At 72.0% G+C, this 25,806-nt stretch carries 28 protein-coding genes; 10 read left to right on the top strand and 18 right to left on the bottom strand.

The features are described from left to right. The first annotated feature begins 38 nt into the window (after positions 1-38). Positions 39-1,712: a class I adenylate-forming enzyme family protein gene (locus tag A4R43_RS35785; RefSeq protein WP_113696128.1), complete on the top strand. Its 1,674-nt coding sequence runs from the start codon at positions 39-41 to the stop codon at positions 1,710-1,712. Here A4R43_RS35785 and A4R43_RS35780 read toward each other — a convergent pair. The 6 genes from A4R43_RS35780 to A4R43_RS35755 are packed head-to-tail and all read right to left on the bottom strand — an operon-like array spanning position 1,699 to position 8,503. Next, a complete protein-coding gene (locus tag A4R43_RS35780) occupies positions 1,699-3,408 on the bottom strand; it encodes an acyl-CoA dehydrogenase (RefSeq protein WP_113696127.1) in 1,710 nt (569 codons plus the stop codon). The genes A4R43_RS35785 and A4R43_RS35780 overlap by 14 nt on opposite strands. Positions 3,409-3,434: 26 nt before the next feature. After that, positions 3,435-3,932: a 5-(carboxyamino)imidazole ribonucleotide mutase gene (purE, locus tag A4R43_RS35775; protein ID WP_113696126.1), complete on the bottom strand. Its 498-nt coding sequence runs from the start codon at positions 3,930-3,932 to the stop codon at positions 3,435-3,437. A 13-nt stretch (positions 3,933-3,945) separates the two neighbouring features. Next, the gene (locus A4R43_RS35770) at positions 3,946-5,130 is read right to left on the bottom strand and encodes a 5-(carboxyamino)imidazole ribonucleotide synthase (protein ID WP_113696125.1); all 1,185 of its coding nucleotides are present in this window, start codon (positions 5,128-5,130) and stop codon (positions 3,946-3,948) included. A gap of 7 nt (positions 5,131-5,137) precedes the next feature. Then, positions 5,138-6,301: a glycosyltransferase 87 family protein gene (locus A4R43_RS35765; protein ID WP_113696124.1), complete on the bottom strand. Its 1,164-nt coding sequence runs from the start codon at positions 6,299-6,301 to the stop codon at positions 5,138-5,140. Beyond that, on the bottom strand, positions 6,276-7,628 hold the full coding sequence (locus tag A4R43_RS35760) for a glycosyltransferase 87 family protein (RefSeq protein ID WP_113696123.1): 1,353 nt from the start codon (positions 7,626-7,628) through the stop codon (positions 6,276-6,278). Before A4R43_RS35760 ends, A4R43_RS35765 begins: the two co-directional genes overlap by 26 nt. Positions 7,629-7,678: 50 nt before the next feature. After that, positions 7,679-8,503 carry a GGDEF domain-containing protein gene (locus A4R43_RS35755; RefSeq protein ID WP_236809306.1) on the bottom strand — a complete coding sequence of 275 codons (825 nt, stop codon included), beginning with the start codon at positions 8,501-8,503 and terminating at the stop codon, positions 7,679-7,681. A gap of 184 nt (positions 8,504-8,687) precedes the next feature. Here A4R43_RS35755 and A4R43_RS35750 point away from each other — a divergent pair, with 184 nt between their 5' ends. The 3 genes from A4R43_RS35750 to A4R43_RS35740 are packed head-to-tail and all read left to right on the top strand — an operon-like array spanning position 8,688 to position 12,066. After that, a complete protein-coding gene (locus tag A4R43_RS35750) occupies positions 8,688-10,931 on the top strand; it encodes a sigma-70 family RNA polymerase sigma factor (protein ID WP_113696122.1) in 2,244 nt (747 codons plus the stop codon). Positions 10,932-10,962: 31 nt separating this feature from the next. Beyond that, a complete protein-coding gene (locus A4R43_RS35745; RefSeq protein WP_113696121.1) occupies positions 10,963-11,478 on the top strand; it encodes a GtrA family protein in 516 nt (171 codons plus the stop codon). A gap of 27 nt (positions 11,479-11,505) precedes the next feature. Continuing rightward, positions 11,506-12,066, top strand: coding sequence for a GtrA family protein (locus A4R43_RS35740; protein WP_113696120.1), 561 nt, complete (start codon positions 11,506-11,508; stop codon positions 12,064-12,066). Between the two features lie 3 nt (positions 12,067-12,069). On the opposite strand, the gene A4R43_RS35735 is transcribed toward A4R43_RS35740, so the two are convergent. After that, entirely contained in the window at positions 12,070-13,356 is a 1,287-nt protein-coding gene (locus tag A4R43_RS35735) for an ATP-binding protein (RefSeq protein ID WP_113696119.1), read from the bottom strand. A 3-nt stretch (positions 13,357-13,359) separates the two neighbouring features. Continuing rightward, entirely contained in the window at positions 13,360-14,088 is a 729-nt protein-coding gene (locus tag A4R43_RS35730) for a response regulator transcription factor (RefSeq protein WP_113696118.1), read from the bottom strand. Positions 14,089-14,103: 15 nt separating this feature from the next. On the opposite strand from A4R43_RS35730, the gene hisN reads away from it, so the two are divergent. Next, entirely contained in the window at positions 14,104-14,886 is a 783-nt protein-coding gene (gene hisN / locus A4R43_RS35725) for a histidinol-phosphatase (RefSeq protein WP_418190770.1), read from the top strand. On the opposite strand, the gene A4R43_RS35720 is transcribed toward hisN, so the two are convergent. The 8 genes from A4R43_RS35720 to A4R43_RS35685 all read right to left on the bottom strand — a co-directional run bounded on the left by A4R43_RS35720 (position 14,883) and on the right by A4R43_RS35685 (position 20,585). Further along, complete coding sequence (locus tag A4R43_RS35720; protein WP_113696116.1) at positions 14,883-15,455, bottom strand: GNAT family N-acetyltransferase; 573 nt, start codon at positions 15,453-15,455, stop codon at positions 14,883-14,885. The genes hisN and A4R43_RS35720 overlap by 4 nt on opposite strands. Positions 15,456-15,497: 42 nt before the next feature. After that, positions 15,498-15,770 (bottom strand): hypothetical protein, encoded by a 273-nt coding sequence (locus A4R43_RS35715; RefSeq protein ID WP_113696115.1) that lies wholly within the window; start codon positions 15,768-15,770, stop codon positions 15,498-15,500. Further along, positions 15,767-17,299: a TNT domain-containing protein gene (locus A4R43_RS35710; protein WP_113696114.1), complete on the bottom strand. Its 1,533-nt coding sequence runs from the start codon at positions 17,297-17,299 to the stop codon at positions 15,767-15,769. Before A4R43_RS35710 ends, A4R43_RS35715 begins: the two co-directional genes overlap by 4 nt. An 11-nt stretch (positions 17,300-17,310) precedes the next feature. After that, positions 17,311-17,616: a hypothetical protein gene (locus A4R43_RS35705; RefSeq protein WP_113696113.1), complete on the bottom strand. Its 306-nt coding sequence runs from the start codon at positions 17,614-17,616 to the stop codon at positions 17,311-17,313. Then, positions 17,613-18,083 carry a YbaB/EbfC family nucleoid-associated protein gene (locus tag A4R43_RS35700; protein ID WP_113698106.1) on the bottom strand — a complete coding sequence of 157 codons (471 nt, stop codon included), beginning with the start codon at positions 18,081-18,083 and terminating at the stop codon, positions 17,613-17,615. The genes A4R43_RS35705 and A4R43_RS35700 overlap by 4 nt, the downstream gene beginning before the upstream one ends. A 126-nt stretch (positions 18,084-18,209) precedes the next feature. Next, positions 18,210-19,139 (bottom strand): hydroxymethylglutaryl-CoA lyase, encoded by a 930-nt coding sequence (locus A4R43_RS35695; protein ID WP_113696112.1) that lies wholly within the window; start codon positions 19,137-19,139, stop codon positions 18,210-18,212. Between the two features lies 1 nt (position 19,140). After that, positions 19,141-19,695, bottom strand: a complete 555-nt coding sequence (locus tag A4R43_RS35690; protein WP_113696111.1) for a PH domain-containing protein — start codon at positions 19,693-19,695, stop codon at positions 19,141-19,143. Positions 19,696-19,742: 47 nt separating this feature from the next. Further along, on the bottom strand, positions 19,743-20,585 hold the full coding sequence (locus tag A4R43_RS35685) for a biotin--[acetyl-CoA-carboxylase] ligase (RefSeq protein ID WP_418190769.1): 843 nt from the start codon (positions 20,583-20,585) through the stop codon (positions 19,743-19,745). A gap of 75 nt (positions 20,586-20,660) precedes the next feature. Here A4R43_RS35685 and A4R43_RS35680 point away from each other — a divergent pair, with 75 nt between their 5' ends. Both A4R43_RS35680 and A4R43_RS35675 read left to right on the top strand, forming a co-directional pair. Further along, positions 20,661-21,620, top strand: coding sequence for a C40 family peptidase (locus tag A4R43_RS35680; RefSeq protein WP_236808481.1), 960 nt, complete (start codon positions 20,661-20,663; stop codon positions 21,618-21,620). Continuing rightward, positions 21,617-22,219, top strand: a complete 603-nt coding sequence (locus A4R43_RS35675) for a VOC family protein (RefSeq protein ID WP_113696109.1) — start codon at positions 21,617-21,619, stop codon at positions 22,217-22,219. The genes A4R43_RS35680 and A4R43_RS35675 overlap by 4 nt, the downstream gene beginning before the upstream one ends. Here A4R43_RS35675 and A4R43_RS35670 read toward each other — a convergent pair. Continuing rightward, a complete protein-coding gene (locus tag A4R43_RS35670; protein ID WP_113696108.1) occupies positions 22,191-22,991 on the bottom strand; it encodes a DUF2804 family protein in 801 nt (266 codons plus the stop codon). The genes A4R43_RS35675 and A4R43_RS35670 overlap by 29 nt on opposite strands. 146 nt (positions 22,992-23,137) lie before the next feature. Between A4R43_RS35670 and A4R43_RS35665 the strand changes: the two genes are divergently transcribed. The 3 genes from A4R43_RS35665 (at position 23,138) to A4R43_RS35655 (ending at position 24,625) form a co-directional block, all read left to right on the top strand. Further along, positions 23,138-23,425 (top strand): hypothetical protein, encoded by a 288-nt coding sequence (locus A4R43_RS35665; protein WP_113696107.1) that lies wholly within the window; start codon positions 23,138-23,140, stop codon positions 23,423-23,425. Between the two features lie 98 nt (positions 23,426-23,523). Further along, positions 23,524-23,973, top strand: a complete 450-nt coding sequence (locus tag A4R43_RS35660; RefSeq protein ID WP_205215135.1) for a nuclear transport factor 2 family protein — start codon at positions 23,524-23,526, stop codon at positions 23,971-23,973. 4 nt (positions 23,974-23,977) lie between these two features. Beyond that, a complete protein-coding gene (locus tag A4R43_RS35655; RefSeq protein WP_113696105.1) occupies positions 23,978-24,625 on the top strand; it encodes a TetR/AcrR family transcriptional regulator in 648 nt (215 codons plus the stop codon). Here A4R43_RS35655 and A4R43_RS35650 read toward each other — a convergent pair. Further along, positions 24,604-25,806 (bottom strand): FAD-dependent monooxygenase, encoded by a 1,203-nt coding sequence (locus tag A4R43_RS35650; RefSeq protein ID WP_205215134.1) that lies wholly within the window; start codon positions 25,804-25,806, stop codon positions 24,604-24,606. The two genes, A4R43_RS35655 and A4R43_RS35650, sit on opposite strands and share 22 nt — an antisense overlap.

Below are 25,806 nucleotides of genomic sequence, written 5' to 3'. Positions count from 1 at the left end.
GCTTGTGTCGTCGCTCGCACTCTTCGTACGGTTCAGTGATGTCGATCACCTCGCCCCCGGGTCTCCCGCGCTCCCTGGACTGTCCCGAGGTTCCCGTCGGCTCGATCCTGGCCGGCTCGGCCGCCCGCTACGGCGGTCGCACCGCCTTCCGCCACGGCGGCGCCCAGCTCAGCCACGAGCAGCTCTGGCGATCCGCCTGCCGCTTCGCCAACGCGCTCGGCGCGCACGGCATCGGCCCCGGTGACGTGGTCGCCATTCACCTGCCGAACTGCCTGTCCTACCCGATCGCCTACTACGGCACGCTGCTCGCCGGCGCCACCTTCACCCCGGCGAACCCGCTGCTGCCCGCCGACGACCTGGCCGCGCAGCTCGCCGACAGCGCCGCCGCGGTGGCCGTGACCTGCGGCGCGGCCTCCGGCACGCTCACCAGCGTGCTCGAGCGCACCGAGGTGCGCGTGGTGCTGGTGGCCAACCCGATCGGCGAGTTGCCGCCGGGCGCGGTCGAGTTCGGCGCCTTCTACCGGGAGGCCGGCGACCACCGCCCGGTGATCGACATCGACGTCCACCAGACGCTCGCGCACCTGGCCTACACGGGCGGCACCACCGGCCGGTCGAAGGGCGTGCGGCTGCCGCACCGGCACGTCGTGGTGAACACGCTGCAGTACTGCGCCTGGGCCACCGGGAGCGTGCCCGCGCGCACCGCCGACGGTGAGCTGGTGCTCGACCAGGTCGGCCCGGCCGACGAGTGGCCGGTGCGGCTGGGCACCGGGGTGGCCATCAATCTCACCCCGTGGTTCCACGCCATGGGAACGATCGCGGCGCTCAACGCCCCGCTGCTCACCGGCTACAGCGTGGTCCTGCACGACCGGCTCGACCCGGCCGCCTACCTCGCCGACGCCGAGCGGCTGCGGGTCACCATAATCGGCGGCGCGCCCGCGTTGTTCGCCGCGCTGCTGGCCGCGCCGGACTTCGCCACGCGTGACCTGTCGTCGGTCCGGCTGGTCACCTCCGGGGCGGCGCCGCTGCCGGTCTCGACGATCAAGGTGCTGCGTGAACGGCTGCCGAACGCGGTGGTCGCGGAGGGTTACGGGCTGACCGAGGCGACCATGGGCGCGGTCGCGGCGCCGGCGTACCGCTCGGGGCTGCGGAAGCCGGGCACGGTCGGGGTGCCGCTGCCCGGAACCGAGGTGAAGATCGTCGCCGCGGAAGGCGGGGAAGATCCGCTGCCGACGGGCGCGCGGGGTGAGGTGTGCGTGCGCGGACCGCAGGTGATGACCGGCTACCACCACCGGCCGGAGGAAACCGCCGCCGCGCTGGTGGACGGCTGGCTGCACACCGGCGACATCGGCCTGCTGGACGAGGACGGCTATCTGTCCCTTGTAGACCGCAAGAAGGATCTGCTGCTGTACAAGGGGTACAACGTGTACCCGCGGGAGCTGGAGGAGCTGCTGGCGGCCCAGCCCGCGGTCGCCGTCGCGGCCGTGGTGGGGCGGCCGGACGACGCCGCCGGAGAGCTGCCGGTCGCTTTTGTGGTGCGGGCACCGGGATACGCGGACGCCACCGCCGCCGACCTGATGGCGACGGTGAACGACCTCGTGGTGCCGTACAAACGACTGCGGGAGCTGCACTTCGTGGACAAGCTCCCGGTTTCGGGCGCCGGGAAGATCCTGAAACGGAAACTACGGGAACAGCTGCCCGCTACGGATGCATAGCGTAGGCGCCCGCCAGGTTTTCGACCGCGTTCCAGATGCGGGCGTACCGCGCGTCATCCCCGGCTGGTTTGCGCACTTGCGAAAGGGCCCATTCCTGCTGCGCCTCGGTCGACGACGCCCGTCCGTGCAGTTCGGTGGCGTACCGCGAGAAGTCCCGCACCAGCACGTCGAAGATCTGGTCGATGGTGTCGGTGTCCACGCCGACGATCCGCGCCTGCTCCAGCACCAGCTGCCCGTAGACGATCAGCGTGAACAGCTCACCCAGCGTCAGCAGGAAGTCCAGGTCCTTCTGCTGTGCCTCGTCCGGCGCGGCCGTGGTCAGCAGGGAACAGAAGGCCTCGGCCTGCGAGCGGAACAGCGCCACGTTCGGCACCTCCGCGTAATGCGAGTACGGCTCCCGCCAGTCGTGGAAACGGATCTTCCCGAGACCACGAGCCGGGCCCTGGCGGAACAGGAATTCGTCGTCGGCCGCGTCCTGGCGCGTGGGCACGGGGTCGTACGAAGCCGGGTTGAACAGGTACGCGGGCATGAACTTCAGCACCAGCGCCAGGTTGACCGCGACCGTTCCTTCCAGCTTCGGCAGGCCGCGGATGTCCCGTGAGGCAGCCGAGAAATAGGTGTCCTTTTCGAACCCCTTCGCCGCGATGACGTCCCACAGCAGGTCGATCACCCGCTCGCCCTCGGTGGTCACCTTCATCTTGGTGATCGGGTTGAACAGCAGGTACCGGCGGTCCTCCGGCCCGGCCGTGCGGAAGTAGTCGATCGCGCGGTCGGCGAACAGCTTCATCGCGGTCAGCCGCGCGTAGGCGTCCACCAGTTCCCGCCGCACGTGCGGGAACTCCGTCACGCGGTTGCCGTAGAGCAGCCGCCCGTGCGCGTGCGTGACCGCCTCGTACAACGCGTGCGTGCAGATGCCGATGGCGCCGAAGCCCAGGTTGAACTTGCCCACGTTGACCGTGTTCAGCGCGGCGTCGAAGGCGGCGGGCCCGGTGTGCAGCACGTCCTCCGCGCGCACCGGGTAGTCCTCCAGCCGGAACTCGCTGACGTACATCTGCGACGGCACCACGTTCTTCACCAGGTGGTAGTTCGGGTGCGCGCTGTCCGCGGTGAAGAACACGTACCCCTCCGGCCCGTCCACGTCGGCGCGGCGGCCGAACACCGAGACCACGCCGGCCACGTTGCCGTTGCCGATGTAGTACTTGCCGCCGGTGGCGCGAAAGCCGTCACCGTCCGGGGTGAGCACCATGTCGGTGGCGTAGATGTCCGCGCCGTGCTCCTTTTCGGACAGTCCGAACGCGAGCACCCCGCCGGACTCCAGCAGGTTCGCCGCGTGCGCGCGGGCGACCGCGTTCTCGCTCTGCCACACCGGGCCGAGGCCGAGAATGGTGACCTGCCAGGTGTACCAGTAGTTCAGCCCGTAGAAGCCGAGCAGCTCGGACATCGCGGCGACGCGGCTGGTGTCCCAGCGCTTGTTCTCGTCGCCGCCCGCCTCGCCCGCCGGGGTGAGCAGGGTGGCGAACACGCGCTCCTTGGCGACGAACTCCAGGAACTCCGCGTACCAGGTCTGCGCGTGGTAGTCGGCCATCAGCGCCGCCTTGCCGCGCGACTCGAACCAGTCGATGGTGGCGCGCAGGATGCGCCGGGTCTCGGCGTCGAAGTGCGCGGGGTCGTACGTACGCGGGTTCAGCAGCTCCATGTTACCGGACAGTAACAAAGGTCGGGCTAGGAACCAAGCCGCTCCCGCAGCGCGGCGTCCTTGTCCAGCACCAGCTGCTCCAGGTCGGCCTGGAACCGGACCATCCGCGCCCGCAGCTCCTCGTCGCTCGCGGCCAGCATGCGCACCGCGAGCAGGCCCGCGTTGCGCGCGCCGCCCACCGAGACCGTGGCCACCGGAATGCCCGCGGGCATCTGCACGATCGACAGCAGCGAGTCCATGCCGTCGAGGTACTTCAGCGGGACCGGCACGCCGATCACCGGCAGCACCGTGGCCGACGCCACCATGCCGGGCAGGTGCGCGGCCCCACCGGCGCCCGCGATGATCACCTTCAGCCCGCGATCGGCGGCCGACTCGGCGTAGTCCATCATCCGCCGCGGCGTGCGGTGGGCCGAGTACACGCCCACCTCGTAGGGCACCTCGAACTCGTCGAGCGCCTTGGCGGCGGCTTCGAGCACCGGCCAGTCCGAGTCACTGCCCATGATCAGGCCGACAGCAGCAGACATTTCGCGTGATCTCCTAGTGGATTTGGTGGCCGTCGAGCCACTCGGCGTGGGACAGCCAGTGCGCGGCCAGCTTCCCGCGGTGACGCAGGTCGTCCAGGTCGTCCCCGAGCAGGTTGACGTGCCCGAGCTTGCGCCCCGGCCGCTCGCCCTTGCCGTAGAGGTGCACCTTGACGTCGGGATACCGCGCGAACAGGTGGTGCACGCGCTCGTCCGGCCCCATTCGCGGGGACTCCGGCGCGCCGAGCACGTTCGCCATCACGCAGTGCGGCGCGAGCAGGTCGGTGGTGCCGAGCGGGTAGTCGAGCACCGCGCGCAGGTGCTGCTCGAACTGCGAGGTCCGCGCGCCGTCCATGGTCCAGTGGCCGGAGTTGTGCGGGCGCATGGCCAGCTCGTTGACCAGCAGGCCCTCGTCGGTCTCGAACAGCTCGACGGCCAGCACGCCGACCACCTCGAGCTCGGCCGCGATGCGCAGCGCGAGGTCCTGCGCCTGCTGCCACTTCTCGTTGCTCAGCCCCGGCGCGGGCGCGAGCACCTCGGTGTTGATCCCGTTCCGCTGCACGGTTTCCACCACCGGCCACGCCGCGCCCTGCCCGAACGGCGAGCGCGCCACCAGCGCGGCCAGCTCGCGGCGCATGGCGACCTTCTGCTCCACCAGCAGCGGTGTGCCCGCGGCCAGCAGCTCGGGCACCAGCTTCGCGGCTTCCTCGGCGGAATCGACCACCCACACCCCACGGCCGTCGTACCCGCCGCGCGCGGCCTTGAGCACCACCGGCCAGGAGTACTCACCGCCGAAGGCGACCAGGTCGTCCACATCGGACACCCGGGCGAAGGCGGGCCCGGGAATGCCGGTCGAGGACAGCCGCTCGCGCATGACCAGCTTGTCCTGCGCGTGCAGCAGCGCGTCGGGGCCGGGCCGGACCACCACGCCCTCGTAGGTCAGCGTCTGCAGGTGCTCGCCGGGCACGTGCTCGTGGTCGAAGGTGAGCACGTCCACAGTGGACGCGAACTCCCGCAGCTTGTCCAGGTCGGTGTGCCTGCCGAGCACCACCTGCCCGGCGACCAGGCCGGCCGAGTCGTTCTCGTCGGCGGCCAGCACCCGCAGCGACTGGCCGAGCGCGATCGCGGCCTGGTGCGTCATCCGCGCCAGCTGCCCGCCACCCACCATGCCCACGATGGGCAGTCCGGTTCGTTTGTCCATGATGTACCTACTCTAATTCTCGGGGCCGCCGCAGTTCGCGCGCGGCCAGCACGACCAGCGTGACCGCGGTGACGAGCACGTACGCGTTGCCGAGCACGGTCTCCACCGGGCCCCAGCCGAACTCGGTCGTGCCGCCGTTGGGCACCAGCATGATCAGGCAACCCACCAGCGGGGCCGCCACCGCGGCGGCGAGCCAGTACCGGCGCTTCGACAGCAACAGCACCAGCAGCGGCACCACCCACACCCAGTGGTGCGACCAGGACACCGGCGAGACCAGCAGCGCGGTGAACGCGGTCACCAGCACCGCGGCCAGCGCCTGTCCGCGCCGGTGGTACCGCACCACCAGGAACACCGCGGGCACCGCCAGCAGCGCACCGATCGCCAGCGCCACCGGCATGCCCCACGGCGCCACCTCGGTGGCCCGCCCGAGCATGCCGTTCAGCGACTGGTTGAAGATCCAGTGCGTGGCGCCGATGCGCTCGGGATCCGACGCCGCCTCGGTCCAGTAGCGCACCGCGTCCACCGGCATCACCGCGAACATCAGCGCCTGGAGCACGGCGAAGGTGGCGAGCGCGCGCAGCGCGTCCTTCCAGCGGCCGGTGAACAGCAGGTGCGCGATGAAGATCAACGGGGTCAGCTTCACCGCCGCCGCGACCCCGACCAGCACGCCACCCCAGCGCGACCCACGAGCCGAGATCACCAGCACGTCCAGCATCACCAGCGCCATCAGGATCAGGTTGATCTGACCCAGGAACACCGTCTTCCAGACCGGCTCCAGCGCGAACGCCGCCACGGTCAGCCCGGCCACCGCCGGCCAGCTCGCCGAGCGCCAGCTCACCTTCACCACCGCGGCGAGGCCGAGCACGGACAGCGCGCCGACCACCCCCCAGACCAGGCCCGGCGGCACCAGCACCAGCGGGGAGAACAGCAGCGCCGCCGCCGGTGGATAGGTGAACGGCAGCCGCACCCACGGCGGCAGCGTGGTCAGGTGCTCACGGATGTAGAGCGGCTCGCCCTTGAGCATGGTCAGCGCGCCCGCCCGGTACACCGCGCTGTCCGCCCCGAGGTGCCAGTTCAGCAGCCAGGCCGCGACCCCGACGGCGAGCGCGGCACCCGCCAGCGCCGCGGCGGGCCACCACCTGAGGTCAGCGCGCGGACGTAACGTCGACATGCGCGTCCAAAGCCGGTTCCGGCCGCCGTCGCCGGAAGACGAGCCAGCGCACGAACAACAGCAACGCCAGCAGGAACGGCACCAGGATGTACGCGCTGCCCAGCACGAACTGCCAGAACTCCCAGTGCAGCTCGATGTTGCGCCCGTTCGGCAGGATCAGCAGCACGCAGCTGACGAAGATGCCGGCCACGCCGAGCGCGACCGCCCAGCGGCGCCAGGCCGCGGCCGGGGTGGTCCGCGGCAGCCGCGAGACCAGCAGCACGATCAGCGGCACCGCCCACACCCAGTGGTGCGACCAGGACACCGGCGAGGCCAGCAGGATCCAGAAGGCGGTGACCAGCAACGCGGCCAGGTGCTGCCCGCGCCGGTGGAAGCGCAGCATCAGCCACACCGCGGGCGCGGCCAGCAGCGCGGCCACCACGTGGCTGGCCGTCGAAGCCCACGGCGCCAGGTCGGTGAGGCGGTTGACCAGCCCGTTGAGCGACTGGTTGCCCGCCCAGTGCAGCGGCCCGATGCGGCCGGTGTCCGGCAGCGTGTGCGTCCAGTACCGCCAGGCGTCGCCAGGGACCAGCAGGAACATCAGCCCCTGCAACGCGACGAAGGTGCCGAGGGCGCGCAGCGCGTCCTTCCAGCGGCCGGTGAACAGCAGGTGCGCGATGAAGATCAACGGGGTCAGCTTCACCGCCGCCGCGACCCCGGTCAGCACACCGCCCCAGCGCGACCCGCGAGCCGAGATCACCAGCACGTCCAGCATCACCAGCGCCATCAGGATCAGGTTGATCTGCCCGAGGAACACCGTGCGCCAGACCGGTTCGAGCCCGAGCAGCACCACCGAGAAAACCAGCGTGGCGCGGGCCGGGGAGGCCCACCAGCGCGGGGCGTCCGGCGCGGGCCGCGGTAGCGAGCCGATCGCGATGCGGATGCACAAGGCCATCGCCAGGATCGAGATCGCGGTCAGCACGCCCCAGGCGACCTGGATCGGCATGATCGCCAGCGGCACGAAGAGCAGTGCCGCGGTCGGCGGATAGGTGAACGGCAGCAGCGCCCACCACGGCTCGGTGCTCAGCGTGTTCGATTCGTAGAGCGGGTCGCCGTTGAGCAGCGTCAGCGCCCCGGCCCGGTAGACCGCGCTGTCCACGCCGAGCCGCCAGTCCAGCAGCCAGCCGAGCACGCCGGCCGCGATCGCGATCACCGGCACGGCGGCCAGCAGCAGGATCGAGCGGGGCCGGACGGACAGCCTGGCGAGCGAGGTGCGCAGGGCCAGCCGGGGGTGGCGGGCCGGTGGAGCGGACTCGCCGTCGGTGGCGGGCGGCGCGTGCTGGGTCACCCATCCAGCAAATCACGCGACCGCCCCCGCAGGTCAGCCAGGTCGGGGGATCACGCGCGCCCCAGCGAGGTGAGCAGCTCGCACGCGCCGTCGTGGGTGGCGGGCAGCCGCAGCACCCGGATCCGGGGATCACCCGCCTGGTGCAGCTGGGCGTCCACGCTCAGCCGTTCGTGCAGCTCGCGGCGCAGCAGCACCCCACGCTGCGCGATGCCACCGTCACGGCGGAGCAGCACCGCCACCGTCGACGGGCCGAGCGCGGCCACGCTCTCACCACCGTCGAACACCTGCCGGACGGCGTCGGAAACCAGGATCATGCCGGTCAGCCGCGGCCACCCGGCCAGCAGCGAGAAGTCCATGGTGACCACGAGCAGCATGTGGTCCAGCGAAGCGGGCTCACCGCGGCGCGCGGCCTCCCGGTACACCTCGGCGAGCCGGGTGCGCAGGTACGCGGCGGTCGGCAGGCTGGTCAGCGGGTCGGTCACCTCGGCCTTGGCGAGCTGGTCGAGCGCGACATCGGCCCAGGCGATCGCGGTCACCCGCAGCAGGTTCGACGGGGTGGCGTCCACATTGGGCACCACCAGCCCCTCGGCGCACTCCGGCTGGGCGAGCACCGCGTGCAGGGCGGCGAGATCGGCCAGCGTCTCGGCCAGCCCGGCGCCGGCGGCGGCACGGGCGCGGCCGAGCCCGGCCAGTGCCAGCTCGGGCGGGGTGCCGCCGACCACCGCCGCGCAGACCGTGTCGACCTCGGGCAGGGCCCAGTCACTCGGGAACCGCCACCCGGCGGCCAGGCTGGCGGTGCGCCAGCGATCACGCAACGTACGGCTGTCGGCACCGAGCGCGCCTGAGCCGGTGGCCTTGGGCGGCCAGCCGAGCACATCCGTCAACGCAGCGTTCCCTTCGTTCTGGTGGTCCGACGGGGAGGGGACGCCGAACTCGGCCGTGCGTGACGCGGTTCGACCGATCCGGTTATCAGCGCCACCCATCGCGTGACGTTCCCGGGTGCCTCAGTCACACTGGTCGCGGCGCGAGCAGCGCCGCCGGGTTGTGAAGGGGAGGACCGTGGCCACCGTACCCGCTGACGTCAGCGGCCAGAGCGATGCCGAACTGATCGCTTCGGTGCGCGCGGGCACGATTTCCGCGTACGGGCAGTTGTACGAGCGGCACGTCAACGCGGCCTACAACCTGGCCAGGCAGCTGTCGCGGTCCCCGGCCGAAGCCGACGACCTGGTCTCCGAAGCCTTCGCCAAGGTGCTGGACACGCTGCGGGCCGGCAAGGGTCCCGACACCGCCTTCCGCGCCTACCTGCTGACCGCGCTGCGCCACACCGCGTACGACAAGACGCGCAAGGACAAGAAGGTCGACCTCAACGAGGACATGAGCACCGTCGGCGCCGAGGCGCTGACCGTGCAGTTCTCGGACACCGCGCTGGCCGGGCTGGAGCGCACGATGGCCGCGAAGGCCTTCGCGCGCCTGCCCGAGCGCTGGCAGGCGGTGCTCTGGCACACCGAGATCGAGCAGCAGACGCCCGCCGAGGTCGCGCCGCTGCTCGGGCTCACCGCGAACGGCGTGTCCGCGCTGGCCTACCGCGCCCGCGAGGGCCTGCGGCAGGCGTACCTCCAGGTCCACCTCGCGGAGACCTCGGCGGAACGCTGCCGCGCGACCGCCGACCGGCTCGGCGCGTGGACCAGGGACGGTCTGTCCAAACGGGAACGCGCGCAGGTGGAAACCCATCTCGACGAGTGCGACCGCTGCCAGGCGCTGGCCGCCGAACTCGCCGACGTCAACGGCGCCTTGCGCGCGGTCGTCGCACCGCTGGTGCTGGGTGGCGCGGTGTTCGCGTACCTGGCCGCGGCGGGTGCGGCCAAGGCCTCCGGGGCGACCGCGGGTGCGGCCGCCGCCGGTGCCGCGGCGGCGGGTGCCGGTGCTGGCGCGTCCTCGGGCAGTGGTGGTGGCGCGGCGGCGAACCTGGCCGCGTCCGGGCCACGGCAGTTCATCGGGGTCGCCGCGTCCGGGGTGGCGGTGGCGGCCGCGGTCGCCGCGGCGCTCGCCTCGGGTGGTGGGCCGACCATTCCGGCCGCGCTGGAGCAGCCGCCGCCCGCGGTGCAGCAGGTCCAGCCACCGCAGCCACAACCTCAGCCGAACCCGCCGGCGGTGCCGGTGGTGCCGCCCGCGCCACCCGCGCCCGCACCACCGCCGCCCGCCCCGGAACCGGAGCCCGCGCCACCGCCCGCGCCGGAACCCGCGCCCGAGCCCGCGCCGGAGCCGCCGCCGAGCGAGCCGCCGCCCGCTCCGGAGGCACCGAACATCGTCACCACCCCGCCGCCGTCCAACCTCGAACTCACCCCTGGCGGAGATCCGGTGGACGTTCCGTTCACCGTGAACAACACCGGCGGTTCGGTGTCGGAGCCGGTGACGGTCACGCTGAACCTGCCGCAGGGCGTGAGCGCGGTGCAGATGCCCGGCGGTGGCGGCGGGGCCGGGCGTGCCCAGCAGCAGCCGTCGGATGAGCCGCCCGCGCCGGTGCAGGTGAACTGCCCCGGCGGATCCGGCACGGTGACCTGCACGACGGGTACCGGGTTGCAGCCGGGACAGCAGGCGGTGCTGACCTTCCGGCTGGTCGCCGACGGCACGGCCGACGAAAGCCAGGTCACCGGCTCGGTTTCGTCGGGCACCTCGGTGCCGGTGACGGTCAAGGTGCCGGTGAAGCCCGCGCAGGACGACGTGAAGCTGTCCGTCAGCCAGGCGTGGACCTCGACCTTCCCGTGGGCGCGGCACCCGGTGCTGCACATCAGCCTGCAGAACGCCGGGCCGACCATCAAGCCCGCGAAGGTGACGGTGAGCAGCCCGGCGCGGCTGATCCTCGGGACCTACCGCGCGACCTGCGGCACCGACGGCGGGACCACCACCTGCACCAGCAAGAAGCCGATGCAGCCGGGCGACCGCCTGCACATCTGGGTGCTGCTGGACAAGCAGCAGCCGAGCAAGGACGTGACGGTGACGGTCACGGCGACGCTGGGGAAGGACACGGAGACGCAGACCGTGCGCGTCGACTGCTGGGGCCGCAAGTGCACCCCGCCGTCGTCCTCGGTGACGCCTCCGCCGTCGTCGACGACCTCGAAGCCGAAGCCGACGATCCCGTCGCCGAGCGACAAGCCGTCGTCTCCGTCGAGCACACCACCGCCCAGCAGCGAGACCACCACCACAACGCCGCCGGAATCGCCTCCGGAGAAGCCTTCGCACCCGCACCCACCGGCTCCGCCGGCGGTGACCCCGGGACCGCGCTGGGACTGGCCGTTCTTCTGAGCCGGACCGGTTCGATAGCGTGCCCCGCACTATGGGGTACTTGAGGCGGCTGCTGGTCAGCCATCGGGAACTGGTGCGGTTCGCGCTGGTCGGCGGGGTGTGCTTCGTGCTGACCATGGCGGTGAACTACGCGCTGAAGTTCACCGTGCTCACCGCGCATCCGGTGACCGCGCAGGGCATCGCCGTGCTGGTCGCGACGATCGTGTCGTACGTGCTGAGCAGCGAATGGTCGTTCCGCACCAGAGGCGGACGGCGGCGGCACCACGAAGCCGCGCTGTTCTTCCTGATCAGCGGGATCAGCCTCGGGCTCAACGCATTGCCACTGGCCATCTCACGCTATGTGTTCGACCTCCGCGTGCCGTCCGTCACGCTGGTCACCCAGGAGGCCGCCGACTTCCTCAGCGGAATGATCATCGGCACCCTGCTGGGCACGGTCTTCCGCTGGTGGGCGCTGAAGAAGTGGGTCTTTCCCGAGGCGGACGCCCGGCCGCGGACGCGCCGCCGGACCCGGCCGGATCCCGGAATTCCCCAGGACCGGGCCGCCTGAATCGGCACGCTACGTACACTTCGGGGTGTGACCATTGTCGAGACGGTGCTCAGTCGCGTCCCGAAACCGCTGCGCTCGGTCCTGATCAAGCACCGGGAACTGCTGAAGTTCGCGATTGTCGGCGGCACCACCTTCCTGGTCGACAACGGAGTCTGGTACCTGCTCAAGCTGACCGTGCTGGAGTCCAAGCCGACCACGGCCAAGGCCGTCGCGATCATCGTCGCGACGATCGTGTCGTACGTGCTCAACAGCGAGTGGTCGTTCCGCACCAGGGGCGGCCGCGAACGCCACCACGAGGCCGCGCTGTTCTTCCTGATCAGCGGCGTGGCGATCGCGGTGAACCTGGTCCCGCTGTACGTCTCCAGATACGTGCTCGACCTCGAAGTCCCGCACGTGCCGTTCTGGGCGCAGGAGATCGCCGACTTCACCAGCGGCTCGATCATCGGCATGCTGCTGGCGATGGTGTTCCGGTTCTGGGGCTTCAAGAAGTGGGTGTTCCCGGACGAGCTGGGCCACCGCCGCCGGGACGCCGACGACGACCCCGAGGAAACCGAAGGCGCCCAGGTCCACGAGTTCCCCGCCCGCTGAACCTCAGCGGGGCGTGCGTTCCCCCGGCCAGTTCATCGCCGCGACCGCGTCCGCCGGGCGCGGCACGCGCAGGAACAGGCTGAACGTCGCCGGGCGCTTGACCGACAGCTCCAGCCTGCCGCCGTCGGCCTCGGCGAGCGCCCTGGCCAGCGCCAGCCCGACGCCGGTGGAGCCACCGCCGGAGAAGCCGCGTTCGAAGATGTGCGGTGCCAGCTCGTCCGGCACGCCGGCCCCGGTGTCGTGCACCTCGACCACCACCGTGCCGTCGGCGTCCCCGCGCCGCGCGGCCAGCGTGACCGTGCCGGACCCGTGCCGCAGCGCGTTGTCCAGCAGCACCCCGATCACCTCGCGCAACCGGCTCGGCGTGGCCCTGGCCATCAGCCCCTCGGCCACGCGCAGGCGCAGGTTGCGGCCCTCGGCCTTGAGCGTCTGCTGCCACTCCTCGGCAATGCCGGGCAGCTCGGCGGGCAGGTCCATCGGCTCGGCACCGACCTCACTCGCCGCACGGGCGGCTTCGAGCAGTTCGTCGAGCGCTTCGGCCAGGCGGTCGGCTTGTTCCTGGGCGGCGCGGGCGTCGTCGACCACCTCGGGATCCCCGTACAGGGTGAGTGATTCCAGTCGCAGTTGCAGCGCGGTCAGCCTGCTGCGCAGCTGGTGCGACACGTCCCCGACCAGCTGCCGTTCTCGCTGCACCAGTTGCGCGAGCGCGGTGGCCGAGGAATCCAGCGCCTCGGCGACCATGTCCAGTTCGGCGACGTCGTAGCGCTTCGGATCGGGCCGGAAGTCACCACCACCGAGCCGGGCGGCCCGATCGGCGACGTGCCGCAGCGGCTGCGCGAGCCGTCGCGCGGTGACCGTGGCGACCACGGTGCCGATGCCCACCGACAGCACCACCAGCAGCACCACGGCCAGCGTGACCTGGGTTTGCGTGGTCCGCAGCGGGCCGGACGGGCTCTCCAGGGTGACCGTGCCCTCCCGCGCGATCGGCACCACGGTGGTCACCGGATCACGGCCCGGATCGACGCCGTAGACCTTCTCCGCCTCGTTCCGCTGCCGCACGGTCAGGCGGCCGTCGGGCGGCACCCCGGCCCGCAGCTTGTCCAGTTCGAGCGGGCGCCCGGCGGCGATGTCGTCGTCGATGGTGGCCGCGATGACCTGCGCCCGCGCCGCCAGGTCCTCGCCGTTCAGGTTGTCCACCAGCAGCCACGCGGTCACGCCCAGCGGGATGCCGAGCGCGGCCCCGGTGACCGCGACGGCCAGCAGGATGGCGAGCAGGATGCGGCGGCGCACGGGTTATTCGGCGTTGAAGCGGAAGCCGACACCGCGCACGGTGGCGATCCGGCGCTCGGCGTCGTTGGGCTTGCCCGGCCGCGTCAGCCCGTCCTCCCCGGCGAGGGACAGCTTCCGGCGCAGCCAGGACATGTGCATGTCCAGCGTCTTGGAGGTCTTGGACTCCAGGTCGTTCCACACCTCGGCGAGGATCTCCTCGCGGCTGACCACCTGGCCCGCCCGGCTCATCAGCACCCGCAGCAGCTCGAACTCCTTGTTCGCCAGCTGCACCTCACGACCGTCCACAGTGACCATCCGCGCGCCGAGGTCCATGCGCACCCCACCGGCTTCCAGCGCGTCCGGCGCGCGGCGGCGCAGCAGGGCGCGGATGCGGGCGAGCAGCTCGGCCAGCCGGAACGGCTTGGCCACGTAGTCGTCGGCACCGGCGTCGAGGCCGACCACGAAGTCGACCTCGTCGGTGCGCGCGGTCAGCATCAGCACCGGCAGCTCGGTGCCGCTGGCACGCAGGCGGCGGCACACCTCCAGCCCGTCCATGCCGGGCAGCCCGAGGTCGAGCACCAGCAGGTCCACCCGGTCGGTGGCGGTGCAGTCGAGCACGGACGGACCGTCACCGACCACCTTCACCGTGTACCCCTCGCGCTGCAGCGCGCGCGACAGCGGATCCGCGATCGCGGGATCGTCCTCAGCCAGCAGAACCGTGCTCACCTGAGCAACTCTACGACCACTGCCCATGAAAGGATCGTGATCATGCCGCGCTTCACCGAGGACTTGGCGCTCGCCACCCGGCTGGCGGACGCCGCCGACGCCATCACCACGGCCCGCTTCGGCGCGCTCGACCTCCGGGTGGACAGCAAGCCGGACCGCACCCCGGTGACCGACGCGGACACCGCGGTCGAGGACGCCATCCGCGCGCTGCTGGCCACCGAACGCCCGGACGACGCCGTGGCCGGGGAGGAACGCGGTGGCGAAACGGCCGCGACCGGCCGGACCTGGGTGCTCGATCCGATCGACGGCACCAAGAACTTCCTGCGTGGCCTGCCGGTGTGGGCCACGCTGATCGCGCTCGTCGAAGACGGCGAGCCGGTGGTCGGTGTGGTCAGCGCGCCGGTGCTGGGCCGCCGCTGGCAGGCCGCGACCGGCTCGGGTGCCTGGGTGCGCGACGTCAACGGCGAGCACCGCATCTCCGTCTCGAGCGTGTCGTCACTCGAAGACGCCTACGTGTCCACCACGCACCTCGGTTCCTGGGTCGAGTTCCACTCCCGCGAGGCGTACCTCGCGCTCACCGACGCGTGCTGGGAGAACCGCGCGTTCGGTGACTTCTGGCAGCACTGCCTGGTCGCCGAGGGCGCCATCGACCTGGCCGCCGAGGCCGTGGTGAACCCGTGGGACGTGGCCGCCGCGCAGGTGCTGGTCACCGAGGCGGGCGGCCGGTTCAGCGACCTGTCCGGACGCCCGCGGTACGACCAGGGCTCGGCGCTGTCCTCGAACGGCCTGCTCCACGAGGCCGCCCTTGGGGTCTTGAAGCGTTAAACCTGGCTTCCGGCCCAGTCCAGCCGGTCCACCGTCGGCCAGGCCCGCAGCGGTACCCGGACCGGTAGCACCATGGTGGTCGCGCACTGCTCGTCGATCACCCGGTACGGATCGCGCTGCTCGAAGTCGAGGTACCGCACGTGCACCTCGGGCAGCCGCGACCAGCCGAGCGCCTCGTAGTACCCCACCGAGTGCTCCCCGCACATCAGCAGCCCGAACGGCACGGCCAGCTCGTCGAGCAGCGCGGCGAGCCGCGTGCCCAGCTCACGGCCGATCCCGCGGCCCTGGGCCTCCGGGTGCACCGCGACCAGCCCCACGTTGCCGACCAGCACCTCCAGCGGCTCACCGCCCTCGGTCACCCGGACGAACCGCCGCAGCACCCCCGCGTGCGCGATCACCCGGCCGTCTTCGCGGCCGATCACCCGCGCCTCCGGCCGTGATCCGTACCAGGTCAGCTCGCCGGAGAAGGCCGACGGGAAATCGGGATACGCCGCTCGGAGCATGGTCGCGAGCTCGGCGTGCTCCGCCCGTCCCAGCTCGCCTTCGCGCCTGATTTCCCACGTTGTCATGCGAAGAAGCGTGACACCGCGAAGCTCGAACAAGCGAGCGATTTAAGTCCGCGCCCCCGGCAGCACGCCCACCGCGCCCCGCGCCACCTGTGCCCACGCCAGCCTGCCGAACAGGTAGTGGCAGGCGACCTGCTCGTTGGTGAACCGGGCCCAGTCGTACCGGTTGCCCTGCTCGCGCCAGAACACCTCCCACGACGGCTCGGGCTCCTCGACGCGCATCAGGCACCAGGCGTTGTCCGCTTCGGCTCCGATCGAGACCACCTCGGGCGGCACGCCGAGGGTGTCGAGCCAGCGGGCGATCGAGTCGGTGTTCACGCCTGTTCCCCTTCGAAGGTGATGTCGGCCAGGTACCCGAGGGTGACCAGTTCGTCGGCCGCGTAGAGCGCGCAGTAGCGGTCGCCGCTCGCCCACACCGGCAGCGGGCGCAGCACGCGGTACCGCCGGTAACCGGTGTCGTAGTGCGACATCGGGAGCCCGCGCCGGTTGTACGGCGTGCCTTCGGCGGCGAACACCCGGCCCTCGACCGGTCCGAAGCGGTCGAGCAGCTTGCCTTCGGCGAGCACCACCGGATCGCTGGGCTGCCAGTCCTCGATCTCGGCCACCACCGGGTCGAGCGCGGGCGGTTCCCCCGGCGGCCCCGCCACCCGCCACCGGCCTTCGCGCACCCTGGCCAGCGCCTCGGTGGTGTCCATCAGATGCGACTCGGGATGGTCGTGCGGCGGGAAACCCCTGGCGGGCAACGGAAGCTGCCGCGCGGGCTTGTCGGAGGCCACCGGGAGGTGCCCGATCGGGAACATGTGCACCAGGAACAACGCGACGATGCTCTCGCGTTCCTTGCGCGGGGTGCCGAGCGGCGGTGGCGGCTGGAACTGCTGCGGTGGCGGGTAATGCTGGGGTTGCTGGTGAGGTGGCCGTTGGCCGCCCCACTGGTAGGCGCCCGGCGGTGGCGGCGCGTACGGCTGCTGCGGGTACGCGGGCGGCGGGTAGTACGGCTGCTGTGCCGGCGGTGGCACCGGTGGCACGGGCTGCTGTGGCTGCGGCGCGAACTGCGGTGGCGGGGCGGCGTCGGCGAACCCGGCCGCGGTGGTGCCCGAAACCGGCAGCGGGCCGATCGGCCCGGTTTTCATCGACGCCGCGAGCCCGGACGGCGGCGTCGGCACGTCCTCGAAACCGCCCTGCGGCAGCAGTCCCTGGTATTCACCGGGCGGCAGCGCGATCGGGCCGGTGCCCTGCGCGCCTGCCTCCGCCACACCGTCCAATTCGGACAGAACCGGCAGCGAAACCGGGGTCGCCAGGTGCGCGCCGGGGTTCGGGTCGACCAGTTCGGTGACCGCGGCCAGCCCCTCACCGCCCGGCCCGATCGCCGTGGTCAGCCTGTCCGCCACGGCTCCGAGATTGGCCGCCACCCCGGTCAGCACGGTGTCCACGCCGAGCGCCGCCGCCGGGTGCCCGGCGTCCGCCGCGGCCAGCGCGGCGTCCCGGTTCTTGGCCGCGTCGACCAGCTGGCGCACCATTTCCACCTTCGCCGCGCCGATCTCGGCGGCGGCGTGCTCCAGTCGCAGCGCGGCCTGCCCCGCCCCGCGGGCGGCGGCGACCAGCTGCCCGGTGTCGGCGTCGGCGAACCCCGCCCACGCCCGGCGCGCGAGTTCGCCGGCCTCACCGGACAGCGCGGTCAGCGCCTCGCTGGCGACCAGGTCCGCCTCCGACGCGAGCGCGGACAACTGCCGCTCCGCCTCACGCCACGCCCCGGCCTGCTCCAGCAGCGCGTCCTCGTCCGCCTCCGGCCACGCGAGCCCGACCGCCGCGGCCACCTCGGCCAGCTCGCCGGGAAGCTCGATGCCCAATTCCGCTCCCCCTAGCCGTTCAGTTCCTCTGCCGCCGCGGTGTCCGCGCCGGTGTAGTCCCCCGCCGCCGCGGAGAACTTCGTACCCCATTCGGCCAGGCGGGCGCTCAAACCCCGCACCAGCGCGCGTGTCTCCGCCGCGGGTGCGGCGTGTGACGCGGCGAAACTCTGCCCCGGGGTGTCCGTGCCCCAGGCCTCACCGGTGGCTTCCAGCGCCCATTCGAGATCGGCCGCGATCCGGCGTGCCCGGTCCGCGAACCCGTCGAACTCCCCGGCCTTCGCCCGCAACCGCTCGGCGTCGGCCTGGAATCCGGTCACCGCCCGTCCGATCCAGCGGTGGGCCAGCCCTCGTCGTCGAGCCAGACCTGGTCCTCGAAGCTGTCGTCCTCAGCCGATTCCTTGGCCTCCTCGGCCGGTTCGGCCGGGACCAGTTCGGCGGCGTCCAGGTCCGCGGTGCCGCGCAGCAGCGCGTGCGGATCGGTGCCCTTCGGCAAAGCCGGGGCCAGCACCTCTTCGGCGCTGGTGAACGCCTTCATGCCGGCCGTGTCGACCAGGCGCACGATCTCCTTGGCGAGTTCGGCCGGCCCGTATTCGCGGTAGGCGGCGTTGCCGATCTCCAGGCCGGTCAGCGCGCCCTGCGGCCCGACCGTCGCCTTGACCAGCCCGTCCCCGCTGCTCGCGGTGGCCCGCACGGCGGCCAGTTCCCGCTGCACGCCGGCCAGGTGGTCGCGGCTGCGCCGGTAGTCGGCGAGCAGTTCGTCCACGCGCGCTCGATACTCGGTCACGACGGTCTCCTCCAGCCACAGCGGTCGGCAACGGTTCTGACGCGGCACACCGCCCGCCGGTTCCACCGGACCGGGAAATGTGCCCACATCGAGTCGGCGGCCCACCGCCGCGTGCCGGGCCAGGGCTCAGCCGGCGAGTGCCTTGACCACCCTCGACGGGCTGGGCCTGCCCAGCTGCTCCGCCATCCACGTGCTGGTGCGCACGAGCGCGTCGAGGTCGGCGCCGTGCTCGATGCCGAGGCCGTCGAGCAGCCAGACCAGGTCCTCGGTGGCGAGGTTCCCGGTGGCCGATTCGGCGTACGGGCAGCCGCCCAGCCCGCCCGCCGAGGAGTCCACAGTGGACACACCGAGGCGCAGCGCGGCCAGCGTGTTCGACAGCGCCTGGCCGTAGGTGTCGTGGAAGTGCACGGCCAGCTGGTCCGGCGAAGCGAAGCCGCCGACCACCCGCTCCACCTGGCCGGGCGTGGCCACGCCGATGGTGTCGCCGAGGGAGAGCTGGAAGCAGCCCATGTCCAGCAGCCGCCTGCCGGCCGCGACCACCTGTTCGGCGGGCACCGGGCCCTCCCACGGGTCGCCGAAGCACATCGACAGGTACCCGCGCACCTGGAGCCCCTCGGCCAGCGCGCGTTCGACGACCGGCTCGAACATGCCGAACTGCTCGTCCAGGCTCGAGTTCAGGTTGCGCTTGGCGAAGGTCTCGGTGGCGCTGGCGAAGATCGCGATGCTGGACACCCCGGCGGCCAGCGCCCTGTCCAGGCCACGCGCGTTCGGCACCAGCACCGGGTACGAAACGCCCTCCCGGCGCTCGAGCCCGGCCAGCAACTGCTCGGCGTCGGCCAGCTGCGGCACCCACTTCGGGTGCACGAAGCTGGTCGCCTCCAGCACGGACAACCCGGCCCCGGCCAGCCTGTCCAGGAACTCCAGCTTCACCTCGACCGGGACCACGGCCTTCTCGTTCTGCAGGCCGTCGCGGGCGCCGACCTCCCAGATCGTCACCCGTTCCGGCAGGCCTTCCGCGGGGACCCGATCGGGCAGGCCGACTTCGCGTGCGCCCAACTCAGCGCCCCCGTCCGCGCTGCGGCGGCTCCTGCGGTGGCGCCTGCTGCTGGACGAAGTCGTCGTACGGGTTGTCGTTGACCTCGCGGTAGATGTGCGTGTGCACCTGCTCGACCTTCGGGATGTCCTCGAAGGTCAGCGGCTCGTCGGAGGCGGACTCGATGATCAGCGTGCCGCAGCCGAAAACGCGGTCGATCAGCCCGTGCTCGAAGCGCACGCTGTTGATCCGCGACATCGGGATGTCGATCCCGGTCCGCTTGAGCACGCCCTCACGCGCGATCAGCCGGTCCGTGGTGACGATGAAGTGCGTGGTGCGCCAGCGGACGAACGGGGTCAGGAACAACCACACGATCAGCAGCAGCCCGACCGCGCCGATGGCGATCAGCCACACCGTGTCCCACGGCGGTGTCGCGTCCATGGCCAGCGTGGCCAGCCAGATCCCCGCGCCGATGGTGATCAGCAGGACCAGGAAGGGCAGCACCAGCATCTTGAAATGCGGGTGCTTGTGCACCACGACGCGCTCGCCTTCGCTGAGCAGATCGTCTGGGTAAGCCACGTCGACGCTCCCGTGCTCGAAGCCTGCAGGTGCGTTTACCGTACTCGTCAGCTGGGCCGCAGGTGCACCACGTCGCCGGCAAAGATGGTGCGCCGCTGCCCACCCGGGGTCTTCAGCACCAACTGCCCCGAGGAGTCCACGTCCACCGCCTCGCCGGGCACCGCGCCGCCGTCCGGCGTGATGATGTTGACGCCCTGGCCGAGCGTGGCGCAGTGCCGCCGGTAGTCGGCCAGCAGCCCGGCCCGCTCGAGGTCACCGCCCGCCGCCCGCCAGCGGCTTTCCCGGTCGGCGAAGGCGGTGAGCAGCAGGCGCGCGATCTCGGTGCGGTCGGTGGTGCGCGCGCCCTGCTCGGCCAGCGAGGTGGCAGGCAGCCCGCCCGGGCCCGGCGGCACCTTCTCCTTGAGCGGCAGCACGTTCAGCCCGATGCCGAGCACCACGCCGATCTCGTCGGAGGACAGCGCCTCGGACAGCACCCCGGCGCATTTCGCCCGATCGGGGCCGGCGAGCACGTCGTTCGGCCACTTCAGCACCGCGTCCACGCCGAGGTCGGCGGCCACGTCGACCAACGCGAGCCCGGCGACCACGGCGAGCGAGCCGAGCCCGGCGAAGCTCACCTCGCGCGGGCGCAGCAGCACGCTGAGGTAGATGCCCGCGCCCTTCGGGGAGCGCCAGTCGCGGGCACGCCTGCCGACGCCGGCGGTCTGCTCGTCGGCGATCAGCACCGTGCGGTCCTCCGCCTGGAAACCGTCGTCGGTGGTGGCGGCGGCGCGCAGATCGGCGTTGGTGGAGCCGGTGCTGGGCACGACGTCGATCGCGGCGTACGGGCCGTCGGGCTGGAGAAGAGCGGCGCGCAGGGCGGCCTCGTCCACGGGGGCACTCCGGTGGTTCACCCCTTCAGGTTAGAAGAGTCCCGCGCTTCGGGATATTCGGCGGTCGGCTCCGCGGCCGCCCTCTAGCCTGACCGCGTGGCAAATCGACTGCACCGCTTTCTCGCGGGCGCGGGCGGGCGGGCGCTGGTCGCGGTTCCGCTGGTCGGCGCGCTGGCGATCGCCGGGTACATGGTGGCGAAACCCGATGCCGCGGATCCGGTGCCGCAGGCGGCCGCGGTGCACCCGGTCGGTGGTGGCGCGGTGCCCGCCGGGCCGTCGACCCTGCGCGAGACGGCGCCGGTCGAAGCCGTGGCGCCCGCGGCCGCGCCGAACGAGCTGGACCTGTGGGTGGCGAAGCTCGCCGGGCCGCTCGACATCCCGCCGCGGGCGCTGGCCGCCTACGCCACCGGCGAGCTGAAGCTGCGCGAGGAACGGCCGGGCTGCCACCTCACCTGGGTCACCCTGGCGGGCATGGGCAAGGCCGCTGACAACCACCGCGACGGCACCGCCGACGGGGCGATCGCGGCCGGTCGCAAGCTGTGCGGCAAGGGCGTCGACCTGAACACCGGCTGGTGGAAGGCGGTCGGCGCGTACGCCGACGGCACTGACGCCGAACTCTTCCGACAGAAGGCGCTCGGCAACGCGCAGCTCTACGCCACGCTCTCGCTGAACCCCGAGCTGGCGACGGCGCCGTCCACCCGCGCCACCCGGTTCGCGCTCGACCAGATCGGCCTGCCGTACGTCTGGGGCGGCAACGGCCCGGAGGCGGGCGCGGCTGGTTTCGACTGCTCGGGGCTGACCAAGGCCGCCTACGACAGTGCCGGGGTGCAGTTGCCGCGCACGGCCGACAGCCAGTTCCGCGCGCTCGGCGCGTCCTCGGCGGAGCCCGCGCTCGGTGATCTGGTGTTCTACGGCAATCCGGGCACCCGCATCCACCACGTCGGCATGTACGTGGGCAACGGGCTGATGGTGAACGCGCCGACCGAGGGCCAGGCGATCCAGCTGCACAGCTACCGCACCCGCGGTGACGACTACGCCGGGGCGGCCAGGCCGTGACCGACTTCTGCTGGCTGGACCTGAAAACCCGGGACGTGGCCGGCACCGCCGAGTTCTTCTCGGCCGCGCTCGGCTGGCGGTTCGCGGTGGACGAGCAGGACTGGCGCCAGGCCACCAAGATCTACGACGGCGACCGCGAACTCGGCGGGGTGAGCGATCTGGCGAACCCGATCTACCCGCCGGGCACCCCGCCCCACCTGGCCTTCTACCTCGCGGTCGACCACGTGGACCAGCGCACGGCCGCCGCGGTCGAGCACGGCGCCACGCTGGTGGCCGGCCCGTTCGACGCCGGTGACCAGGGCCGTCTGTCCACTTTGCTCGATCCAGCCGGGGCGGCGGTGTCCTTCTGGGAGGCGCGGGCGTTCAGCGGCTGGCCGGAGCCACCGGGACGGCTGGTGCTCGCCTGCCCGGATCCCGCCGCGGCGCGGTCCTTCTACGATCGCGTGCTGGGCGAAGTACCGCCGTCGGCCGATTTTGTCCGCGGTGACGAACCCGGGTGGACACTCGCGCTGCCGGTCGGCGAACCCGGTTCCGGCTGGGTGCGCAGCCCGGAGGGCATCGGCTTCCGGCTCACCAGCGCACGGAGTGCTCTTCCATGACCCCGAAGCCGTCGGCCAGCTCGACCCCTCCGGGCAGTACCCCGGAAAACCGGCCGAACGGCTGCCGGTAAGCACTGTCCACCAGGAACAGCCGGTCGTGCCGTGACCGTTCCTCTTCGACGGTGAACCGCAGCTCGTTATTCGCTTCGGTCACCGAAGAAAGATCATCGGCGAATCGCACCGGCGGCACTTCCACCGCCGTTCCGCCCACCCACACCGTGCGTTCCGAAGAACTGCCGTCGTGAATTCCGTCGACCAGATTCCAGGCCACCGGCCGCCCGGCGGGATCGGTGCCGCAACCGGCGCTCCACCGCCACTCGGTCACCCTCGCGTGGTGCCCGGCCGACTCGTCCAGCAGGCCCGGCGAGTCGACCTCGATCCGCGAGCCGCCCGCCTCCACCCAGCCGTGCACGCGCAGCGGGGTCTTGCGCGTCCAGATCGGGTGGCCGCCGTGCCGCGACACCACCTCCACGCGCTCCCCGGCGCTGGTCAGCCGCAGCTCACCACCGGGGAAGACCACGCGGTCACCAGCCAGTTCGACGGCCGCGCGCAGGACCGTGCGCTCCCGGAACGCGCCGCCATCGCGGTCGTGCACCGCCCAGAACGACTGCGGTGCACCGGCGATCCGGACCAGCCCGACGCAGAGTTGCAGCCGCGGCCCGTAGACACCCACGTACCGCCAGCGCTTCAGCGGGCGAAAGCCGCGGAAGCGGGTCAACCGCGTGGGATCGAGCGGGCCGGGGCCGTCGCCCCGCCAGGGCAGTGCGTGCATCCGGCAATCCTAAAGACGCGACACACCGAAGCACTGACGTATCCCCTAGGGAGAACGGGTGCAGAATTTTCGCAGGCGATGTCGATATCCGGCGGGCGGCTTCGACGTAGAGGTGAAAGCCCCCGCCGACCGGAACGGAGAAAGCGATGTCCCACCCACTCGGACCGCTGGCCGACAACTTCACCGCCTATGCCGTCTACGCCACCGCCCAGACCGAGATGCGGCACGCCTACGCGCTGATCGAAGCCGGTGAGTACCTGGCCGCCGCGGCCGAGATCACCTCGGCCGCCCAGGCCGCCGAGGTGCTCGCGCGCCGCACCGAACTGCTCGACCCCGAACGCGGACGCCGGTGGCGGAAAGTGGCGCGGACCAGGCACAAGTTCGCCGAGCACGCCCGCCTCCGCGCCCAGGGCGCGCTGCCCGAAGCCGCCTAGCCACCCCGCTTGAGTTTTGCGACAGATCGTCGTAACCTCTTTTTACGACAGATCGTCGCGAAAGTACCCGAGCGGAGAGGGCCGCCATGAAAACGGCCATGGATCACCTCGAGCTGGTCGAGCTGATGGGCCGGTACGCCGACCTGGCGGACCTGAAGCAGTTCAGCGAACTCGCCGGCCGCGTCTACACCGACGAGGTCACCCTCGACTTCGAATCGGTGACCGGGATGCCACCGATGGCCGTGCCGGTCGGCCAGTACACCGAGATCCTCCGAGGCGCCTTCGCCCCCTTCCAGGCGACCCACCACGTCATCAGCGGTCACGTCATCGACGTCGACGGCGACACCGCGAAGATCCACGCGCACGTCCGCGCCGAGCACTGGCTTCCGGACCAGGCCACCGGCGACGGGCGCAATCGCTGGCTGGTGGTCGGCTTCTACGACAACGAGGCGGTCCGCACCCCGGACGGCTGGCGGCTCACCCGCGTCCGGCTCACCTCGAAGTACCAGGAGAACGCCCATCTCGCCGCCGCCGGGCAGGCGGGCTAGCCGGATGCCGCGCATCCGGGGAGCCAGCATCGAGGAACACCACGAGATGGTGTGGGCGGGCCTGGCCGAAGCGCTGCGGCAACTGCTGCTCGAGCGTGACTACGACACGATCACCCTGGGGCACATCGCGACCAGGGCGGGGCTCGCTCGCAACACGCTCTACAACTACGCGCGCGACAAGCGCACGCTGGTCCTCGCGCTGGCGGAGCGGGCGAGCGGCCCCATGCTGGCGCGGGTGACGGCAATCGCGGAGCGTTCCCGGGAGCCGGCGGCGGACCGGCTGCGGGAGACCGTCGAAGCGGTCCTGGACGCCTGCACCGACCAGGCGATGCAGTTGATGTTCCTGCCCGCCGCCGCACCACTGGCCGCCGAGGTGCCGAAGGGACCGCACGGGCCGTTCCACGCGGTGGTGGTGCAGGTGGAACGCATCGTCCGGGACGGCGTGGAAAGCGGGGAATTCCGGGACGTCGGCGACGTGCGGCTGGCCGTGGAGCTGCTGTCCGGCGTCATGCGCGCCGGTGCCGAACGCATCGGCCGGGAGCCGGACGCGTTCGCGCGCACCGTCCAGTCCGCGCAGGAGATCATTCTCGCGTCGCTGACCAGCGACCGGCACCCTCCGGCCGGCCATTCTTACCGGACCGCCACGCCGTAGTCCGCCAGCTCGATCGATTCGGACTTCTCCTGCATGCCGCCGGTCAGCAGTTTCCGCCACGGCCCGGCCAGCATCACGCGGGTGAACCCGTCGCGCAGCCGGATGCCGAGCGCCGACGAGGGCAGGAACGCCCGCGTGCCGCCGGGCATCGGCTGCTGGTTCGCCCGCACGTAGTCCCGCAGCTTCGCCTCGTAGGCGGCGAAGGCGATCCGGTGGTCGCCGCCCGCCGCCGCCAGTTCCCCGGCCAGCACGTACGCGCCGACCAGCGCCATGCTGGTGCCCATCCCGACCGAACCGCCGAACGCGGCGTCGCCGAGCAGCACCACGCGGCCGCGCGACCAGCCGTCCACATGCACCTTCGCCGCGCGGTCGGTGAAGAAGTCGTCGGCCGCCCACATGCCCCGCAGCAGGTGCGGCACCTCCCAGCCCGCCCCCTCGAACGCGTCGGCCACCCGCTGCTTTTGCCCGCACAAGCCGGTCCGCGGCTGCGGCGGCGTGACGAAGTAGAGGTAACCGCGCGCGCCGTGGGGTGTCGGGTAGAGGCTCGCCATGCGACCGCCGACACCGTTCGCGGCGGGCAGGTTGTGCATCAACTGCCAGTCGCCCAGCGAAGCGGGCGCGTCCAGGCCGAAGATCGCCAGCTGGTAGCCGAGATCGGTGACGAACTCCCGCTCCGGGCCGAAGGCCAGTGCACGCACGTTGGAGTGCAATCCGTCCGCGCCGACCACGAGGTCGAAGGTCCGCGGTGCCGCGTGCTCGAAGGTGACCTCGACCCCGTCCGCGTGCTCGGTGAGGCCGGTGATCGAGTCGCCGAACAGGTACTCGACCCCGTCCTGGGCGGCGCCGACCAGCAGGCCGACCAGGTCGCCGCGCAGGATCTCCAACTCGGCGATGACCCCGCCGGAGTCGCCGAGCGCGTCGGCCGGGAACTCCACCACCCGGCGGCCCGCACTGTCCACATTGGCCATTCCGCGGACGCCGGTGTGCGCGGCCCGCACCGCGTCGAGCAGGCCCATGCGCTCGACCACGGTGCGCGCGGCACCCCGCAGGTCGATCGCCTGGCCGCCGGGGCGGGGCGCGGGCGCGCGCTCCACCACGGTCGGTGCGAACCCGTGGCGGCGCAGCCAGTGGGCCAGCGCCGGGCCGGCGACGCTGGCGCCGGAGATCAGAACGTTCTTCAT

The organism is Amycolatopsis albispora, assembly GCF_003312875.1.
In the GTDB taxonomy this organism is placed as follows: Bacteria; Actinomycetota; Actinomycetes; order Mycobacteriales; family Pseudonocardiaceae; genus Amycolatopsis; species Amycolatopsis albispora.
This window is presented reverse-complemented; position numbering and strand designations above follow the sequence as displayed.